Here is a 17,057-nt window from a genome sequence, read left to right as displayed (position 1 = left end):
GAGGCGCAGGGGGCCATCCGCCCGAATGGCACGCCCGCCCACCAAAAGGCAGAAGGCCGCGCCCGGGATCCCCCCGGACGCGGCCTTCGCTGTCCTCGGCAGGGCGCGCTGGTCCCGCCGCCCTGCCCCGACCTGAACTGCGCCTTACTCTGCGGCGCGGTCCATCGCCCCGCCGGCGCGGAAACTCGCCAGAAGCGCCTCGCGCTCCTTCGCGGCCTTGGCCTCATTCGCCTGTTTCACCGGACCATAGCCGCGGATCTTCAGCGGCAGTTCGGCCAGCGCCACGACGACGTCATGGGTCGCGGGCGTGACCTTCGGCAGCACCTCGGCCATATCGGCCTCGTATTGCTTGATCAGCGCGCGCTCCATCCGGCGTTCCTCGGTGCGGCCGAAGGGGTCCAGCGGCGTGCCGCGCAGCCCTTTCAGTGCGGCCAGCATCTTCAGCCCGCGCTTCATGCCGGGGCCGAACTTGCGCTTGACCGGGCGGCCGTCGGGGCCTGTCTTGGACAGGATCGGCGGAGCCATGTGATAGGACATGCGGAAATCGCCCTCGAACTCCTCGCGGGCGCGTTCCTCGGTGTCCAGCAGCAGCCGCGCGACCTCGTATTCGTCCTTGTAGGCCAGCAGCTTGTGATAGCCCTTGGCGACGGCTAGGCGCAGGGCCTCGTCCTCGATCCCCTCGACCAGCTTGCGATAGCGTTTGGCCAGGCGGCGCCCGGTATGGGCCACCAGCTGTTCGGCGCGGATGTCGATCCGGTCCGACAGGCTGGGCGGCAGGGTGGCCACCTTGGACGACGCGCGTTTCGCGGCCTCTTCGGGGTGCAGCACGGCCCAGCGACCGATGGCAAAGGCCTCCAGGTTCTTGTCGATGGCGGCCCCGTTCAAGCGGATCGCCCCTTCCAGCGCCTCAAGGCTCAGCGGGATCAGGCCGCGCTGCCAGGCCGCACCCAGCACCATCATGTTGGAAAAGATGGAATCCCCCATCACCATTCGCGCCAGCTCCGAGGCATCGAAAAGCGCGACACCCTCGCCCAGCCGGGCCTGAAGCTGCATTTCCAACCGGTCGAACGGGATCTGGAATTCCGTGTCGCGGGTGAAATCGCCGGTGATGATCTGGTGGCTGTTCACCACCGCGCCGGTCGCGCCCTGCTTGGTCAGACCCAGGGTCTTGGACCCGGCGCTGACCACCAGGTCGCCGCCGATCAGCGCGTGCGCCTCGCCGGTGGCGACGCGGATGGCGCTGATATCCTCGGGCCGGTTGGCCAGGCGGACATGGATATGCACCGCACCGCCCTTCTGGGCGAGGCCGGCCATCTCCATCATGCCCGCCCCCTTGCCGTCCAGCTGCGCGGCCTGGGCCAGCAGCGCACCGATGGTGACGACGCCGGTGCCGCCCACCCCGGTGATGACCAGGTTATGGGTGCCTTGGATCGCGGGCAGATCCGGCGCAGGCAGATCCGGCAGATCGATGCCCGATCCGGTCGCCTTCTTCACCTTGGCCCCTTCCAGCGTCACGAAGGACGGGCAGAAGCCCTTGAGACAGCTGAAATCCTTGTTGCACGAGGACTGGTCGATCTGACGCTTGCGGCCCAGTTCGGTTTCCTTCGGCACGATCGAAACGCAGTTGGACTGCACCCCGCAATCGCCGCAGCCTTCGCAGACCGCCGGGTTGATAAAGACCCGCTGATCGGGATCGGGGAACTGGCCCCGCTTGCGGCGGCGGCGCTTTTCGGCGGCGCAGGTCTGGATATAAAGGATCGCGCTGACGCCTTTCACGCCGGTCAGGCTTTTCTGCACCGCGTCCATCTCGGCGCGTTCGTGCCAGCCGACGGATTTGGGGAAATCCTCGCGTCGCGGTTCTTCCTTCTCGTCGAAGACGACCTCGATCCGGTTGACGCCCATGGCGGTCAATTCCCGCGCGATCCGGTCGGCGGTCAGCCCGCCTTCGTTCTTCTGACCGCCGGTCATGGCGACCGCGTCATTGAAGAGGATCTTGTAGGTGATGTTCACACCGCTGGCGAGCGCCGCACGGATCGCCTGCACGCCCGAATGGTTATAGGTGCCGTCGCCCAGGTTCTGGAACACGTGGCAGGTGTTGGAAAACGGGGCCTCTCCGATCCAGTTCGCGCCCTCGGCCCCCATGTGGGTGAACCCTTGGGTCGAGCGGTCCATCCACTGCACCATGTAGTGACAGCCGATCCCCGCATAGGCGCGCGAGCCCTCGGGCACCTTGGTCGAGGTGTTGTGCGGACAGCCCGAGCAGAAATACGGCAGACGCGCCGCGATCTCGGGGGCGTTGTCGTTGCGCTTGGCTTCCTCCAGCGCAGACAGGCCGGCGCGGATGCGGTCGGTGTCGCGGCCTTCGTCGATCAGGATCGCGCCCAGCTTCTGAGCGATCATGATCGGGTCCAGCGCCTGTTTGGTCTGGAACAGTTCTGGCCCGTGCATAGACCCTGCGCCGCCCCCCATGTGCCAGCCCCAGACGCGGCGGCCACGGCGGTCATCAAAGATGGCTTCCTTGACCTGCACCTCGATCAGCTTGCGCTTTTCCTCGACCACGACAATCAGGTCGAGCCCCTCGGCCCAGTCGTGGAAACCGTCCATGTCCAGCGGCCAGACCTGCGCCACCTTGTAGGTGGTGATGCCCAGACGCTCGGCCTCGGCCTCGTCAATGCCCAGAAGCGCCAGCGCGTGGACCAGGTCCAGCCAGTTCTTGCCGGCGGCGACAAAGCCGATCTTGGCGCCCGGCTTGCCCCACATGCGTTTGTCGATCTTGTTGGCGCGAGCAAAGGCCTCGGCCGCGAAGCGCTTGTGGTCGATCATCCGCGCTTCTTGTTCTGTCGGGGTGTCGACCAAACGGATGTTCAGCCCGCCCGCGGGCATGTCGTAATCCGTCGGTAGGATCAGGTTCATCCGGTCCGGGCGGCCATCGACGACCGACGTCGCCTCGACCGTGTCCTTCATGGTCTTCAGCCCGACCCAGAGGCCGGAATAACGCGACAAAGCATAGCCATAGACGCCAAGATCCAGGATCTCCTGCACGCCGGCGGGGCTGACGATCGGCATGTAGCTGTCGACCAGCGCCCATTCGGACTGGTGCAGCACGGTCGAGCTTTCTCCGGTGTGGTCATCGCCCATGGCCATCAGCACGCCGCCGTGGGGCGAGGTGCCGGCCATGTTGGCGTGTTTCATCGCATCGCCCGACCGGTCGACGCCCGGACCCTTGCCGTACCAAAGGCCAAAGACCCCGTCGTACTTGCCTTCCCCACGCAGTTCCGCCTGCTGCGCGCCCCACAGGGCGGTGGCGGCCAGATCCTCGTTCAGGCCTTCCTGAAACCGGACGTCGGCGGCGGCCAGCTGCTTGGCCGCGCGGTTCATCTGCAGGTCGACCGCCCCAAGGGGCGAACCGCGATACCCGGTCACGAAACCGGCGGTGTTAAGACCGGCAAGGCGGTCGCGTTCCTTCTGGATCAGCATCAGGCGAACAAGCGCCTGTGTACCGTTCAGAAGGACCTGGCTTTTTTCCAGATCGAAACGATCGTTCAAGGAAATATCGGCTATGGTCATGATGTTCCTCCCGCTCAAAGTGTAGCCGAAAAAAAGGTCACAACATATGACCAATTTCAAAAAATTGAGCCGGGGGACTTAACGCACAGACGCATAGCCGCTATGTGACCGTTAATTACCAGAAAGCAGTGCGGTTGAGTGGAAAGTTACGGGCATGGATTGGGATAAACTACGAATCTTTCACGCGGTGGCGGACGCCGGCAGCCTGACCCACGCGGGGGATGCCCTTCATCTGTCGCAATCGGCGGTTTCCCGCCAGATCCGCGGGCTGGAAGAATCGCTGAACACCACCCTTTTCCACCGTCACGCACGGGGGCTGATTCTGACCGAACAGGGGGAGCTTCTGTTTGACGCGACCCGCGCCATGGCCAAGCGCCTAGACACCGCCACCGCGCGCATCCGCGACAGCGAAGAAGAAGTCTTTGGCGAATTGCGGGTCACCACCACCACCGGCTTCGGCACGCTTTGGCTGGCCCCGCGCCTGACCAAGCTTTATGAAAAGTACCCCGATCTGAAGATCGACCTGATGCTGGAAGAACGCGTGCTGGACCTTCCCATGCGCGAAGCTGACGTTGCCATCCGCATGAAGGAACCCAGCCAGGCCGACCTGATCCGCAAGCGGCTGATGTCGCTGCGCATGCAGCTCTATGCAACGCCGGAATACCTGGACCGCGAAGGCCGCCCCGAGCGGATCGAGGATATCCGCAATTTCCGGCTGATCTGTCAGAACCCCTCGACCCCGCAGGTCGCCGCCGGTGCCCTGCTGGTCCAGGAACTGATGAGCCATGAGGTCGCATCGACCCTGACGGTGAACAACTACTTCGGCGCGCTGCAGGCGGTGGTCAACAATCTGGGTATTGGGGTTCTGCCGGATTACCTGGTGGAAGATTTCCCGCATCTGGTGCGCGTCCTGCCCGACGTGGAAAGCCAGGAGGTGCCCATCTTCCTCGCCTTCCCGGAGGAGCTTCGCCATTCCAAGCGCGTCGCGGCCTTCCGTGATTTCGTGCAGGAAGAGATCATCCAGCACCGCCGCCACCTGCGCGAGCAGGCGGAAGGCGAGTCGCCGGCCAGCTGAGAGCATTGCGCAAATCGCATAGCGGCTTTGCTGCGACTGCGGCATTTTGATCCTTGCGCGACTCAAAGGCGCCTCATATGTCCACATTCGACGGTGATGCTGCTTAACGCTTCATCACCTTCATACCTCCCTGTTGGACTTGGCCGGACTTTTGTCCGGCCTTTTTTTCTTTCCGCTTGCGTTTTCCTTTGCACCCGCCTTTCGGCGGCGATGCCGCATTGCGGCATGGGCGATGGCGGTGCCGCGCGGATTGACGCGCCGCGGGGGGCTGGCTAACCGGGACCCAGCACAGATTGGGGACAGGCCGATGGCGACCAGCACAGAAACCAAGGGCACGGAGACCGCGGGCGCGCGTGTCTCGGTCGTTGCCGTCGCCTTCAAAAGCTTCGACGTCCTGCCCGCCATGGCCGCCACCCTTCCCGAAGGCACCCAGCTGATCTGCGTCGACAACGGCCCGCCCGACGGGTTGGAGGCCTGGGCGCAGGCCAATGGACATATCTATATCCCCGCGGGCAAGAACCTGGGCTTTGGCACTGCCTGCAATCTGGGCGCGGCGCGGTCGACGCGCGAGTTCGTGTTTTTCCTCAACCCCGATGCGACGCTTCGCCCCGGTGCGGTGGATCTGCTGGTGGCGGCACTCGATCGTCGCCCCGATGCCTCGGCCTCGGGGCCGGCGTTCTTTGCCGGATCGGGCAAGATGTTCAGCGTGCGCCCCTCGATTATCCTGCCGCGCGGTCCCTTTGCGCGCCGCAAGTCGCGGCCGACAGTGGAAACCCAGGTGCCGTCGCTGTCCGGGGCCGGCCTGATGGTGCGGCGCAGCGCCTTTGAGAAGATCGGCGGCTTCGACCCCGAAATCTTCCTGTATTTCGAAGATGATGACGTGACCCTGCGGCTGGACCGCGATGCCGGTCCGTTGCTTTATGTGCCCGAGGCACGGGTGGATCACGCCAGCGGCGGCAGCACCGAGGCCTCACCCGCGCTGAGCGCCTTCAAGGGCTATCACTACATCCGCTCTTATTATCACGTGATGAAGAAGTTCGGCCGCAGCGCCCCGATGGCGCGCACGATCTGGTCCGTTCTGCGGCGGTTCCTGTCGATGCGGATGCTGAAATCCGTCGACCGGCGGCACGACGCCTTTGGCCGTTTGCGCGGCTTGCGGTCCCTTCTGGGGGCAAAGCTGGGGCCGCCACCGCTATAGGCCCCTTTTCCCGCCGCGCGACCTGTCGTAAAGGGGGCGCAGTTGGAACAAGGGGATACCAATGCAGGAACCGGCCATCACCGAAGAGCTGATCGCAAGCCACGGCATCAAGCCCGATGAATATTCGGAAATCCTGCGGATCCTGAACCGCGAACCGACGTTCACCGAACTGGGCATCTTTTCGGCCATGTGGAACGAACATTGTTCCTACAAGTCGTCGAAGAAATGGCTGCGCACCCTGCCGACCGATGGCCCCCAGGTCATCTGCGGCCCCGGTGAGAACGCGGGCATCGTCGACATCGGTGACGGCCAGTGCGTGGTCTTCAAGATGGAAAGCCACAACCACCCCTCGTACATCGAACCCTACCAGGGCGCGGCGACCGGCGTAGGCGGCATCCTGCGCGACGTCTTTACCATGGGCGCGCGTCCGATCGCGGCGATGAATTCGCTGTCCTTCGGTGAAAAGGATCACTGGAAGACCCGCCAGCTTGTGCATGGCGTCGTCGAAGGTGTGGGCGGCTACGGCAACTGCTTTGGCGTGCCGACCGTGGGCGGTGAGGTCCGGTTTGACCCCGCCTACAACGGCAACTGCCTTGTGAACGCCTTTGCCGCCGGTCTGGCCGAGACGGATCAGATCTTCTATTCCGCCGCCTCGGGCGTCGGCATGCCGGTGGTCTACCTTGGCGCCAAGACAGGCCGCGACGGCGTTGGCGGGGCCACCATGGCCTCGGCCGAATTCGACGAGACCATCGAGGAAAAGCGCCCCACGGTGCAGGTCGGTGACCCTTTCACCGAAAAGCGCCTGATGGAAGCCACGCTGGAGCTGATGCAGACCGGTGCCGTGATCTCGATCCAGGACATGGGGGCCGCCGGCCTGACCTGTTCCGCGGTCGAAATGGGCGACAAGGGCGGTCTGGGCATCCGGCTGGATCTGGACAGCGTGCCCTGCCGCGAACAGGGCATGACCGCCTACGAGATGATGCTGTCGGAATCCCAGGAACGCATGCTGATGGTGCTGCGCCCCGAGAAAGAGGCCGAGGCCAAGGCCGTCTTCGACAAATGGGACCTGGATTTTGCCATCGTCGGCGAAACCATCCCCGAAGACCGGTTCCTGATCCAGCACCAGGGCAAGACCTGGGCCGATCTGCCGCTGTCGAAACTGTCGTCGATGGCACCGGAATACGACCGCCCGCATGTCCCGACCGAGGTGAACGCCGACCTGGACGACATTCCAGCCGTCGATCCCATCGACGGGCTGAAGGCGCTGATCTCTTCGCCCAACTACAGCTCTCGCCAGTGGGTCTATGAGCAATACGACAGCCAGGTGATGGCCGACACGATGCGCATCCCGGGCTTTGGCGCGGGCGTGATCCGCGTGCATGGCACCAACAAGGCGCTGGCCTTCACCTCGGACGTGACCCCGCGCTACGTCAAGGCGAACCCGGTCGAAGGCGGCAAGCAGGCCGTGGCCGAGGCCTTCCGCAACCTGATCGCCGCCGGGGCCAAACCGCTGGCCTCGACCGACAACCTGAACTTCGGCAACCCCGAAAAGCCCGAGATCATGGGCCAGTTCGTCGGTGCGATCCAGGGTATCGGTGAGGCCTGCAAGGCGCTGGACATGCCGATCGTGTCGGGCAACGTGTCGCTCTACAACGAAACCGACGGCCAGGCGATCCTGCCGACCCCGACCATCGGGGCCGTGGGCCTGATCGCCGACGCCGACGACGCCATCACTGGCACCGCGCGCGACGGTCACGTGGCGCTGGTCGTGGGCGAAACCAAGGGCCACCTGGGCCAGTCCGCCCTTCTGGCCGAGGTCTTCGGCCGCGTCGAAGGCGACGCGCCCCATGTGGACCTGGCGGCGGAACGCGCCGCGGGCGATTTCATCCTGGCCAACCGCGCCATGATCACCGCCTGCACCGACCTGTCGGACGGCGGGCTTGCCCTGGCGGCGTTTGAGATGGCCGAAGCCTCGGGCGTGGGCGTGGTTCTGGACGATGCGGACCAGGCGCAGCTGTTTGGCGAAGACCAGGGCCGCTACCTGATCGCCTGCAACTTCGACATGGCCGAGGCGCTGATGGTGGCCGCCGGTCAGGCCGGCGTCACGCTAAGCACCGTGGGCAAGTTCACCGGCGACGCGGTCAGCTTTGGCGGCACCTCTGCCCCGCTGGAAGAACTGTCCGGCCTTTACCGCACCTCGTTCGGCGGCCACTTCGGCTAAGGCCTTCCGCGATCCCACCCCGGGCGCTGCTTGCAACGGCCGGGGCTGGCGACTACATTTCCGGAAAGCAAACCAAGACAGGCGCATCATGCCCATTCAGGCCCAGGACATCGAAAACCTTATCCGCGAAACCTTCCCCGAGGCACAGATCACCGTGCAGGGCGATGACGGTCAGCATTTCGCGGCCACGGTCGTGGACGAAAGCTTTCGCGGCAAGAACCGCGTGCAGCAGCAGCGCGCCGTCTATGCCGCGCTGAAAGGCAAGATGGACGGCCCCGCGGGCGAATTGCACGCGCTGGCCCTGACCACCCGCGCGCCCGACTAAGGCGCGACCCCGATACATCAGATCCCGAGCGATCGGATCAGAAGGACAAGACAGATGACTGACGCGAAAACCCGCATCGACGAAATCGTAAAAGGCAATGACGTGGTCCTTTACATGAAAGGCACCAAGTCCATGCCGCAGTGCGGGTTCTCCTCGCGCGTGGCGGGCGTGCTGAACTACATGGGCGTCGATTATGCCGACGTGAACGTTCTGGCCGACGAGGAAATCCGCCAGGGCATCAAGGATTACTCTGACTGGCCGACCATCCCCCAGCTGTACGTGAAGGGCGAATTCGTCGGCGGCTGCGACATCATTACCGAGATGACCCTGTCGGGCGAGCTGGACACGCTGTTCGACGCGAACGGTGTCGCCTATGACAAGGACGCCGCCGAAAAGATCCGCGCCGCCAACGGCTGATCCTTTGGGACAACCGACAAACCGAATGCAGAAAAGGCCGGGGCATTGCGCCCCGGCCTTTTTCAATTGGTGATCAGCCACCAAATGTGACCTTACAGGACCAATTTCGAAGCAAAATCACTGGGCATCAAGATGGTAACGTCCTTCTTCGGAATAACGCCGAACTTTCTCTGTCGGAATGACAAGACGACTTTACCCCGTCGGCGCACCGCAATTTTTGCCAGATTTCATGAACCAGCGATTATCCCCCCATGGGGCAGCGCGATCGGTCCATAGCCTTCCCCTTGGCCTAACCTCTATCACTTTGGCTATTGTGATCTGCAGCATGCGCGGCCCACCCTGTGTCGAGTGTATCGCCACCTCATCGCCCACCTTCCGGGACCTCAGGTACTTTTCTATCGCGTCCTGATCCTGATCGGCTGCAGGATCACCACCCAACTGATTGGGGACATAGGACATGATAAATGCCTCACAATTTGTGGAAATGGTTTTCCGGCAACCAAACGGGCGGCCTGCATAGATCTGGTCCAAATTTGAACGCGTTATCTGGATCGAAAGAAACGCCGACCTCAGCCCGCCTTCGCCTTGTCCTCGACCTCACCTGCCAGGGCCTCGGCCTTGTCGGCCAGGGTCTTCAGCTGGTCGGTCAGACCGGCGGGCAGGCTTGTTGCTGCGGCGGCCTCGTTCGCGCGTTTCAGCGCGGCGTTCAGGCGGTCGACCTCGGCGCGCAGGGCCTCGGCCTCGTCCTCGACCACCTTCAGGCGGTCTTCGACCCCGGCGGTGCGGTCGGCCAGCATCAGGCCCGACATCAGCAGCATCCGCGCTTCGGGGATGCGGCCGGTCTGGGCGATCAGGGTCTGGGCTTCGATGTTCAGCATCTCGGCGGCGGACTGCAGATAGTGCTCCTCGCCCTCCTGGCAGGCCACTTCAAAGGCACGTCCGCCGATCAGGATCTCCAACTCGGGCATCAGGCGTCCTCTTTCTTTTCGGCCAGCAGCGGGGCCAGCGCATCGAGAATCGCCCGCGCTTCGGCTTCGCTGGTGGCTTGCACCGCGCGCAGGGATTCGAGCTCGGCCGCCATGGCGGTGTCGATCTTGGCCGGGTCGCCCAGCTTTTCCTCACCGGCTTCGCGCAGCGCCTGGATGGTTTCGCGCAGGTCCGTATTGGCCTGGCGCAGGCGGTCGGTTTCCTGGCTCATGTCCGACAGGCGGGTCTGCAGAGCGGTGTTCGACTTGCGCAGGTCATCCAGGTTTTTCCGCAAATCTTCAATGGTTTGCGCCGATGACCGGTCTTCCTTCGGGGCTGCCGAAAGGCTTTGCACACCCTGACCGATCCGGTCCAGTGCCGCCGTCAGTCGCCGCTGAAGATCGTCGATTTCACTCATTGCCGGGGCCGCCCCTTCCTAACCTTTGTCCATCCCTTCACGGGCTTTCGGACATCTACCGGACACGGCCGCGCGAATCAGCGACCGTACGCGATATTGCACAACTCTATCCAAAACATGAAGGATTGCCCAAATCTGTCTGTAAAATTGAGATAATTTCCGTCCGGCCGTGTCCCCGGGGACCATGGGTGCGACGGCTTGTGCCCCTGGATGGGCATCGCGTGACTTGCAACTCGCCCTTGTGCTGCTATTCAGCGCTAACACCTGCCCTCTACCGGTCCTCAAGGAGCTGCCTCTTGGATATCGCTGCCCTCCGTTCCGCCCATCCCGATCACTGGTCCAAGGCCACTGCCATCCGCGCGCTGACGCTGGATGCCGTTGCCGCGGCGAACTCCGGACACTCCGGCATGCCGATTGGCATGGCCGACGTGGCCACCGTGCTGTTCGAAAAGCACCTGAAGTTCGACGCCTCTGCGCCCCTGTGGCACGACCGCGACCGGTTCATCCTGTCGGCGGGCCACGGCTCGATGCTGCTCTATTCGCTGCTGCACCTGACGGGCTATGAAGATTTCCCGCTGGATGAGGTCAAGAACTTCCGCCAGCTGGGCGCCAAGACCGCCGGTCACCCGGAAAACTTCCTGGCCCATGGCATCGAAACCACCACCGGCCCCCTGGGTCAGGGGATTTCGAACGCCGTCGGTTTCGCCATGGCCGAGGAAATGCTGCGCGCCCGCTTCGGCAAGAAGATCGTCGATCACCACACCTATGTGATCGCCGGCGACGGCTGCCTGATGGAGGGCGTCAGCCAGGAAGCGATCTCGCTTGCTGGCCGGCATGAGCTGTCCAAGCTGATCGTCTTCTGGGACAACAACAACATCACCATCGACGGCACCGTCGACCTGGCTGACCGCACCGATCAGGTGGCGCGCTTCAAGGCCTCTGGCTGGGACGTGCAGGAAATCGACGGCCATGATCCGGTTGCGATCGACGCGGCGATTGCCAAGGCGAAGAAGGGCAAGCGCCCGCAGATGATCGCCTGCAAGACGCATATCGCGCTTGGCCATGCCGCGCAGGATACATCCAAGGGCCATGGTGCGCTGACCGATCCCGATCAGATGGCCGCCGCCAAGGACGCCTATGGCTGGACCACCGGCCCCTTCGAGGTGCCCTCGGACGTGAAATCCGCCTGGGAAGAAATCGGCCGCCGCGGCACCGAAGAGCGGTTCGCCTGGGAAGGCCGCCTGGCCGAGATCTCGGACCGCAAGCGCGCTGAATTCGAACGCACCATGTCCGGCGAAGCGCCCAAGAAGCTGTCGTCGGTCATCCGCGCCCTGAAGAAACAGGCCAGCGAAAACGAACCCAAGGTCGCGACCCGCAAGGCATCGGAAATGGTGCTCGAGGTGGTGAACCCGGTGATGCCGGAAACCGTTGGCGGCTCGGCTGACCTTACGGGGTCGAACAACACCAAGACCGGCGACATGGGCGTCTTCGACGTCGATAGCCGCGATGGCCGGTTCGTGCACTACGGCATCCGTGAACACGGCATGGCGGCGGCGATGAACGGCATGGCGCTGCATGGCGGCATCCGCCCCTATTCCGGCACCTTCATGTGCTTCACCGACTACGCCCGCCCCGCGATGCGCCTGTCGGCGCTGATGCAGCAGCCGGTGGTCTACGTGATGACCCATGACAGCATCGGTCTGGGCGAAGACGGCCCGACGCACCAGCCGGTGGAACACCTGGCGATCTCGCGCGCCACGCCGAACACTCTGGTCTTCCGTCCCGCCGACGTGGTGGAAACCGCCGAGGCCTGGGAAGTCGCCCTGACGCAGCCCGGCACGCCCTCGGTGCTGTCGCTGACCCGCCAGAACGTCCCGACCGTGCGGAAAGAGCACAAGACCAAGAACCTCGCCGCGCAGGGGGCCTATGTGCTGGCCGACGCCGAGGCCGGCAAGCGCCAGGTCATCCTGATTGCCACCGGCTCCGAGGTCTCTCTCGCCATGGAAGCCCGCGCCACGCTCGAGGCCGAAGGCATCGGCACCCGCGTTGTCTCCATGCCCTGCATGGAGCTGTTTGCGGACCAGCCCGAAAGCTACCGCAAGCGCGTGCTGCCCGCCGGTCCGGTGCGCGTCGGGGTCGAAGCCTCGGTCCGTCAGGGCTGGGACCGCTGGCTGCTGGGCGAACGCGGCCGCGAGGCGAAGTCCGATTTCGTCGGCATGTCCTCTTTCGGGGCCTCCGCCCCAGCCGAGGTGCTCTACGACCATTTCGGCATCACCGCCGACAACATCGTCGCCAAGGCCAAGGCCCTGCTCTAAGCAGCGCCCCCCTAGAACCAACCGGAGGGGCCGCGCCGCGCCCCCTCCATCCTCTTGCCGAAAATATCCCGGGGTGAATTGAGCCCTCTGGGCTCAAGAGGGGCAGCGCCCCTCGCCCCCCGCCGGTTGCCACCGGCAATCGGCCCCCTGGCTTCCCACGCCCCACCAAGCACGCCACATCCCGCCGTCCGGCCTGAACGGACCGCATGTGATTCCCTGCAAATCCACAGCCACAGGCCCGGCGTCGTCGCGCCTTCGGCAACCATGCGCCGCTGTTAGCGCGAACCGTTCACCGGGGTTAGCGCGAACAGCGAAATCCGCCGCCGGTTTATCGCTAACACCTTGGGACAACTGGCATTCCGCCCTTAATTTTCACATCAACCCCGGCTATAGACCGACCAACCCCAATCACTGCACAAGGTTGCCCCCCTCCTCCGGCGACCGACATCAGGAGACACCCGCATGACCATCACGCTCGGGATCAACGGATTTGGCCGCATCGGCCGCTGCACTCTGGCCCATATCGCGGAAAGCGCACGCAACGACGTGCAGGTGGTCAAGCTGAACGCCACCGGCCCGATCGAGACCAATGCCCATCTTCTGAAGTACGACAGCGTCCACGGCCGGTTCGGCGGTGACATCAAGATCGCCGGCAACACCATGGACATCGGTCGCGGCCCGATGGAGGTCTTCTCGACCTACAACCCCGACGAACTGGACTGGTCCGGCGTCGACGTGGTCCTGGAATGCACTGGCAAGTTCAACGACGGCAACAAGGCCGCCGTGCACCTGGAGCGTGGCGCCAAGAAGGTGCTGATCTCGGCCCCGGCAAAGAACGTGCAGAAGACCATCGTCTTCGGCGTGAACCACAACGACCTGGTGGCTGGCGACACGATGATCTCGAACGGGTCCTGCACCACCAACTGCCTGGCCCCGCTGGCCAAGGTGCTGAACGAAGGCATCGGCATTGAGTCGGGCATCATGACCACGATCCATTCCTACACCGGCGACCAGCCGACGCTGGACCGCCGCCATTCGGACCTGTACCGCGCCCGCGCCGCCGCCATGTCGATGATCCCGACCTCGACCGGTGCCGCCAAGGCCCTGGGCGAGGTTCTGCCCGACCTCAAGGGCAAGCTGGACGGCTCGGCCATCCGGGTTCCGACGCCGAATGTCTCGGCCGTGGACCTGACCTTCATCGCCAAGAAGGACGTGACCGAGGCGGACGTGAACGAAGTGGTGCGCGAAGCCGTGGCCGGCCGCATGGCCAAGGTCATGGCCTATGACCCTGAGCCCAAGGTCTCGATCGACTTCACCCATACCGAGGAAAGCTCGATCTTCGCGCCGGATCAGACCAAGGTGACAGGCAAGCGCCTGGTGCGCGTCCTGGCCTGGTACGACAACGAATGGGGCTTCTCGGCCCGTATGGCCGATGTGGCCGCCGCCATGGGCCGCCTGGTCTAAGGACCGGCCCAAGCCCGACGCCCCGGACGACCTGGGCGCGTCACGCAGCATTCACGAAGGGCGGGCCGATTGGTCCGCCCTTTCGCATTCCGGCACCTTCGCGCCCGTCCCCGCCCCCCGCCACGTGAATTTTACGCGCGCAAAGCTTTACGCCGCCGGGTCTTGCCTGTATGACTCAGTTAGCGCTAACGGAACGTCGGCGCGCGTCAGACGCTAGCCGGGAGGGAAGGGCCTCATGACATCTTCATCGACAACGACCATTGCCATCAACGGCTTTGGCCGCATCGGCCGCAACGTGCTGCGGGCCATCGCGGAACAGGGCCGCAGCGATCTTGAGGTCGTGGCGATCAACGATCTTTATCCGACCGCCACCAATGCGCATCTGCTGCGCTATGACAGCGTGCATGGCCCCATCCGGGGCGAGGTCACGGAAGGCGCGGACTGGATCGACATCGGCAAGGGCAGGATCCGGGTCTGTGCCGAACGGGATCCCGCCGCCCTTCCCTGGTCCGGCGTCGACGTGGTTCTGGAATGCACCGGCTTTTTCACCGACCGCGACAAGGCCGCAGCGCACCTGGAGGCCGGTGCCGGGCGGGTGCTGATCTCGGCCCCCGGCAAGAACGCCGATGCCACCATCGTGCGCGGCGTCAACGACAAGACGCTGAACCGCGATCACCGGGTGGTGTCCAATGCCTCTTGCACGACGAACTGCCTGGCCCCGGTGGCGAAGGTGTTGAACGACACGGTCGGGATCGAGCGTGGCTTCATGACCACGGTGCATTCCTACACGGGCGACCAGCCGACGCTGGATACCGGGCACAAGGATCTTTACCGCGCGCGGGCGGCGGCGATGTCGATGATCCCGACCTCGACCGGGGCAGCCAAGGCCGTGGGCCTGGTCCTGCCCGAGCTTGCAGGCAAGCTGGACGGTGTGGCGATCCGGGTGCCGACGCCCAATGTGTCCTGCGTGGATCTGACCTTTGATGCCGGGCGCGACACGAATGCCGAAGACCTCGCCGCCGCATTCGAGGCTGCGTCCAATGGACCGCTCAAGGGCATCCTGGCCGTCACGCGGGAACCGCTGGTGTCGATCGATCTGAATCATGCCCCGGCCTCGGCCACGGTGGCGCTGGACCAGATCAAGGTGATGGACGGCCGCATGGTGCGTGTCCTGGCCTGGTATGACAACGAATGGGGGTTCTCCAACCGCATGGCGGATGTGGCCGCACTGATGGGGCAGCTGGGCTGATCGGATCCTTCCGACCAGGCACCAAGATCACGGGCTGCCATAGACAGGGCAAAAAGACACAGGGCCGCACGGGTTTCCGCGCGGCCCTTTCAGCAGGCTTGAACCGTGCCGCCTGCTCGGGCATAGGCCTTGTGTGACCTAAGGGGAGGCTGAGGTGACCAACCAGATCGCCATCGTGCTGGCGGCGTCGATTCTTGCGCTGCTTGTCGCGGATTGGCAGCTATTCGATCTGTCCAACAGTCTGTTTCTTGCCAGAAAGTTTGCAGACTTGCTGGAATGGGTCGCCTTTTGGCGCTAATGCGTATCAGAGCGACGCGACCCCGAACCATGCACACCCCATGATCGACTACCTGCCGAACCTCATTCTTCTGCTTCTGACGCTCTATGTCCTGATGACACTGGGCTATGTAGCCTATTCCTATCGGAAGGCGAAGAAGTTCGAACAGCTGGTCCCGCCGCGCGGCGCCTTCACGCAGATCTCGACCGGGCGTCTGCATTACCTGGATTGCGGCGACGGGCCGGCGATCCTGCTGATCCACGGGCTTTCGGGCAACCTGGGCCATTTCGACTGTGGCGTGATCGACGACTTGGCGCGGGATTTCCGCGTGGTGGCGATCGACCGTCCGGGGTCGGGCTATTCCGAACGTCCCGACGACAGCCCCGCCAACGTCCGCGCCCAGGCCCGCCTGGTGGCAGAGGCGATCGACCGGCTTGAATTGGACAACCCGCTGGTTGTCGGCCATTCGCTTGGCGGGGCCATCGCCCTGGCCCTTGCGCTTGAGTTTCCGGAAAAGGTGCGCGGCCTGGCGCTGCTGTCGCCGATGGCCATGGGCCTGAAGGAACAGCTGGCCATCTTTTCCGAAATGGACATCAAGTCGGACGTCTACCGCCGCATCAAGGCCTGGACGACCGCCGTGCCGCATATGCTGCGCCATCCCGAACCGGTGCGTCAGCAGGTCTTTGGCCCCGATGCGATCCCCGGCAACTTTGCGCTGCGCGGCGGCGGCATCCTGGCGATCCGCCCGGGGGCCTTCTTCAACGCAAGCCGCGATTTCCGCGCGATGAACGACGACATGCCGGCGCTCAGCCGCGAATACGCGCGGCTCGCCGTTCCGGTGCGGGTGCTATACGGGCGCGATGATCGCGTTCTGGACCCGGAATATCACGGAGAGCTGCTGGTGCGGCGTTACCCGCAGATCGGCCTCAAAATGGTTGATGGCGGGCATATGCTGCCCGTCACCCATCCTCAGGCCTGTGTGTCCTTCATCCGCACCGCAGCCGAGGCGATGAAGGACCGCAAGTTCATTTCCCGAGCTTCGCCCGAAGTCTATCGTTGACCTCAGGGGTCACGAACTTGCGCACGTCGCCGTCGAGGCGGCAGATTTCCTTGACCAGCTTCGACGCGATGGCCTGATGCTTGGCATCCGCCATCAGGAAGACCGTCTCGACCGAGCTGTCGAGCGAACGGTTCATGCCGACCATCTGGTATTCGTACTCGAAATCCGCCACGGCGCGCAGGCCGCGCACGATCACGTTTGCGCCTACGTCGCGGGCGCAGTGGATCAGCAGGTTTTCAAAGGGATGGGCGATGATCTCGGTGCCGGTCAGCTCGGTCAGCTTGGCACATTCGTATTCGATCATGGCCACGCGTTCTTCCAGGCTGAACAGCGGGCCCTTGTCGCGGTTGATGGCCACGCCGATGACCAGACGGTCGACCAGCGTCGCGGCCCGTCTGATGACGTCCACATGTCCAAGGGTGATGGGATCGAAGGTGCCGGGATATAGGCCGATGCGCATGGCGTCCTCTCGCTGTCGCAGTTTCTGCGCACGCAACATTATTGC

14 protein-coding genes are annotated in these 17,057 nt (G+C 64.2%); 10 read left to right on the top strand and 4 right to left on the bottom strand.

The window, feature by feature from the left end; genetic code table 11:
- Positions 1–144: 144 nt before the first annotated feature.
- Positions 145–3,567 carry an indolepyruvate ferredoxin oxidoreductase family protein gene (locus tag BMX99_RS05185; protein WP_093448049.1) on the bottom strand — a complete coding sequence of 1,141 codons (3,423 nt, stop codon included), beginning with the start codon at positions 3,565–3,567 and terminating at the stop codon, positions 145–147.
- A 154-nt stretch (positions 3,568–3,721) separates the two neighbouring features.
- Here BMX99_RS05185 and BMX99_RS05180 point away from each other — a divergent pair, with 154 nt between their 5' ends.
- The 5 genes from BMX99_RS05180 to grxD all read left to right on the top strand — a co-directional run bounded on the left by BMX99_RS05180 (position 3,722) and on the right by grxD (position 8,803).
- Positions 3,722–4,642, top strand: coding sequence for a LysR family transcriptional regulator (locus BMX99_RS05180; protein WP_093448047.1), 921 nt, complete (start codon positions 3,722–3,724; stop codon positions 4,640–4,642).
- Between the two features lie 307 nt (positions 4,643–4,949).
- Positions 4,950–5,840, top strand: coding sequence for a glycosyltransferase family 2 protein (locus BMX99_RS05175; protein WP_170848778.1), 891 nt, complete (start codon positions 4,950–4,952; stop codon positions 5,838–5,840).
- Positions 5,841–5,901: 61 nt separating this feature from the next.
- On the top strand, positions 5,902–8,061 hold the full coding sequence (purL, locus tag BMX99_RS05170) for a phosphoribosylformylglycinamidine synthase subunit PurL (protein WP_093448042.1): 2,160 nt from the start codon (positions 5,902–5,904) through the stop codon (positions 8,059–8,061).
- An 88-nt stretch (positions 8,062–8,149) separates the two neighbouring features.
- Complete coding sequence (locus tag BMX99_RS05165; RefSeq protein ID WP_093448039.1) at positions 8,150–8,386, top strand: BolA family protein; 237 nt, start codon at positions 8,150–8,152, stop codon at positions 8,384–8,386.
- Between the two features lie 54 nt (positions 8,387–8,440).
- Positions 8,441–8,803 (top strand): Grx4 family monothiol glutaredoxin, encoded by a 363-nt coding sequence (gene grxD / locus BMX99_RS05160; RefSeq protein ID WP_093448036.1) that lies wholly within the window; start codon positions 8,441–8,443, stop codon positions 8,801–8,803.
- A 569-nt stretch (positions 8,804–9,372) separates the two neighbouring features.
- Here grxD and BMX99_RS05155 read toward each other — a convergent pair.
- Both BMX99_RS05155 and BMX99_RS05150 read right to left on the bottom strand, forming a co-directional pair.
- Positions 9,373–9,771, bottom strand: coding sequence for a cell division protein ZapA (locus BMX99_RS05155; RefSeq protein WP_093448032.1), 399 nt, complete (start codon positions 9,769–9,771; stop codon positions 9,373–9,375).
- A complete protein-coding gene (locus BMX99_RS05150; RefSeq protein ID WP_093448029.1) occupies positions 9,771–10,187 on the bottom strand; it encodes a hypothetical protein in 417 nt (138 codons plus the stop codon). The genes BMX99_RS05155 and BMX99_RS05150 overlap by 1 nt, the downstream gene beginning before the upstream one ends.
- 296 nt (positions 10,188–10,483) lie before the next feature.
- Here BMX99_RS05150 and tkt point away from each other — a divergent pair, with 296 nt between their 5' ends.
- The 5 genes from tkt (at position 10,484) to BMX99_RS05130 (ending at position 16,552) form a co-directional block, all read left to right on the top strand.
- Entirely contained in the window at positions 10,484–12,502 is a 2,019-nt protein-coding gene (gene tkt / locus BMX99_RS05145; RefSeq protein ID WP_093448026.1) for a transketolase, read from the top strand.
- 462 nt (positions 12,503–12,964) lie between these two features.
- On the top strand, positions 12,965–13,966 hold the full coding sequence (gap, locus tag BMX99_RS05140; RefSeq protein WP_093448023.1) for a type I glyceraldehyde-3-phosphate dehydrogenase: 1,002 nt from the start codon (positions 12,965–12,967) through the stop codon (positions 13,964–13,966).
- Between the two features lie 235 nt (positions 13,967–14,201).
- Positions 14,202–15,215 (top strand): type I glyceraldehyde-3-phosphate dehydrogenase, encoded by a 1,014-nt coding sequence (gene gap, locus BMX99_RS05135; RefSeq protein WP_093448020.1) that lies wholly within the window; start codon positions 14,202–14,204, stop codon positions 15,213–15,215.
- A gap of 154 nt (positions 15,216–15,369) precedes the next feature.
- The gene (locus BMX99_RS19630) at positions 15,370–15,513 is read left to right on the top strand and encodes a hypothetical protein (protein ID WP_170848779.1); all 144 of its coding nucleotides are present in this window, start codon (positions 15,370–15,372) and stop codon (positions 15,511–15,513) included.
- Between the two features lie 40 nt (positions 15,514–15,553).
- Complete coding sequence (locus tag BMX99_RS05130) at positions 15,554–16,552, top strand: alpha/beta fold hydrolase (protein WP_093448017.1); 999 nt, start codon at positions 15,554–15,556, stop codon at positions 16,550–16,552.
- On the opposite strand, the gene coaD is transcribed toward BMX99_RS05130, so the two are convergent.
- Entirely contained in the window at positions 16,518–17,012 is a 495-nt protein-coding gene (gene coaD, locus BMX99_RS05125) for a pantetheine-phosphate adenylyltransferase (RefSeq protein WP_093448014.1), read from the bottom strand. The two genes, BMX99_RS05130 and coaD, sit on opposite strands and share 35 nt — an antisense overlap.
- Between the last annotated feature and the right edge of the window lie 45 nt (positions 17,013–17,057).

The sequence above is a fragment of the Pseudooceanicola nitratireducens genome (genome assembly GCF_900109195.1).
In the GTDB taxonomy this organism is placed as follows: domain Bacteria; phylum Pseudomonadota; class Alphaproteobacteria; order Rhodobacterales; family Rhodobacteraceae; genus Pseudooceanicola; species Pseudooceanicola nitratireducens.
This window is presented reverse-complemented; position numbering and strand designations above follow the sequence as displayed.

Coding starts and splice junctions, on each gene's coding strand:
- purL (WP_093448042.1), top strand. CDS start 5,902: ATGCAGGAACCGGCCATCACCGAAGAGCTGATCGCAAGCCACGGCATC.
- coaD (WP_093448014.1), bottom strand. CDS start 17,012: ATGCGCATCGGCCTATATCCCGGCACCTTCGATCCCATCACCCTTGGA.
- BMX99_RS05155 (WP_093448032.1), bottom strand. CDS start 9,771: ATGCCCGAGTTGGAGATCCTGATCGGCGGACGTGCCTTTGAAGTGGCC.
- BMX99_RS05185 (WP_093448049.1), bottom strand. CDS start 3,567: ATGACCATAGCCGATATTTCCTTGAACGATCGTTTCGATCTGGAAAAA.
- BMX99_RS05130 (WP_093448017.1), top strand. CDS start 15,554: ATGATCGACTACCTGCCGAACCTCATTCTTCTGCTTCTGACGCTCTAT.
- BMX99_RS05165 (WP_093448039.1), top strand. CDS start 8,150: ATGCCCATTCAGGCCCAGGACATCGAAAACCTTATCCGCGAAACCTTC.
- gap (WP_093448020.1), top strand. CDS start 14,202: ATGACATCTTCATCGACAACGACCATTGCCATCAACGGCTTTGGCCGC.
- BMX99_RS05150 (WP_093448029.1), bottom strand. CDS start 10,187: ATGAGTGAAATCGACGATCTTCAGCGGCGACTGACGGCGGCACTGGAC.
- grxD (WP_093448036.1), top strand. CDS start 8,441: ATGACTGACGCGAAAACCCGCATCGACGAAATCGTAAAAGGCAATGAC.
- BMX99_RS05175 (WP_170848778.1), top strand. CDS start 4,950: ATGGCGACCAGCACAGAAACCAAGGGCACGGAGACCGCGGGCGCGCGT.
- gap (WP_093448023.1), top strand. CDS start 12,965: ATGACCATCACGCTCGGGATCAACGGATTTGGCCGCATCGGCCGCTGC.
- BMX99_RS05180 (WP_093448047.1), top strand. CDS start 3,722: ATGGATTGGGATAAACTACGAATCTTTCACGCGGTGGCGGACGCCGGC.